The following is a 500-nucleotide window of genomic DNA, read 5'->3' as shown; positions in this document are numbered from 1 at the left end:
GTATAGTTCCTCAACTAGAAATGGTGGAGCACCCTCAGGGCGCTCAATCGCAGCAAGAAATAAAGTGCGAGCTAGATCTTCAACTGGGTCAGGCGAAGCTATGTTGGGTGATGATTCCGGTGGGGAATCATCGCCGGATAGCTGCATGTCGATGTATTCATCGAGCGACAATCCACGCTTGCTAGCGGCGGCGATAGCCTTTAAAAGCGTCTGGTCTGGGAGGCTAATTTGAATGTTTATCATGAAACACCTCGGGTCATAAGGTGATAGCTAAAATAGCTATTAAATACAGCTATATGATAGCTATTAAATAGCTGTTGTCAATGGATCTGAAGCGGGTTACCACCTCCGACCATGCATCACGAGTGCGATGAAGGTATAGGCCAGCTCCAGCCAACCGTTTTGATCCTGAGCGCGAATTCAACGGTCATTTCCCAGCGAAGCTATGAACCAATAGGGTCCTGGCAGATAGGTTCTACCTAGGCTAGCGACGTGAATAG

Annotated in this window: 1 protein-coding gene; it reads right to left on the bottom strand. The window is 48.2% G+C overall.

Features of this window, described 5'->3' with window-relative positions:
• Positions 1-243, bottom strand: a 243-nt coding sequence (locus SB717_RS33560; protein WP_410907121.1) for a hypothetical protein, incomplete at its 3' end; no start/stop codon positions are given.
• Positions 244-500: the final 257 nt, after the last annotated feature.

The sequence above is a fragment of the Priestia sp. SIMBA_032 genome (assembly GCF_046535215.1).
Classification (GTDB): domain Bacteria; phylum Bacillota; class Bacilli; order Bacillales; family Bacillaceae_H; genus Priestia; species Priestia aryabhattai.
This window is presented reverse-complemented; position numbering and strand designations above follow the sequence as displayed.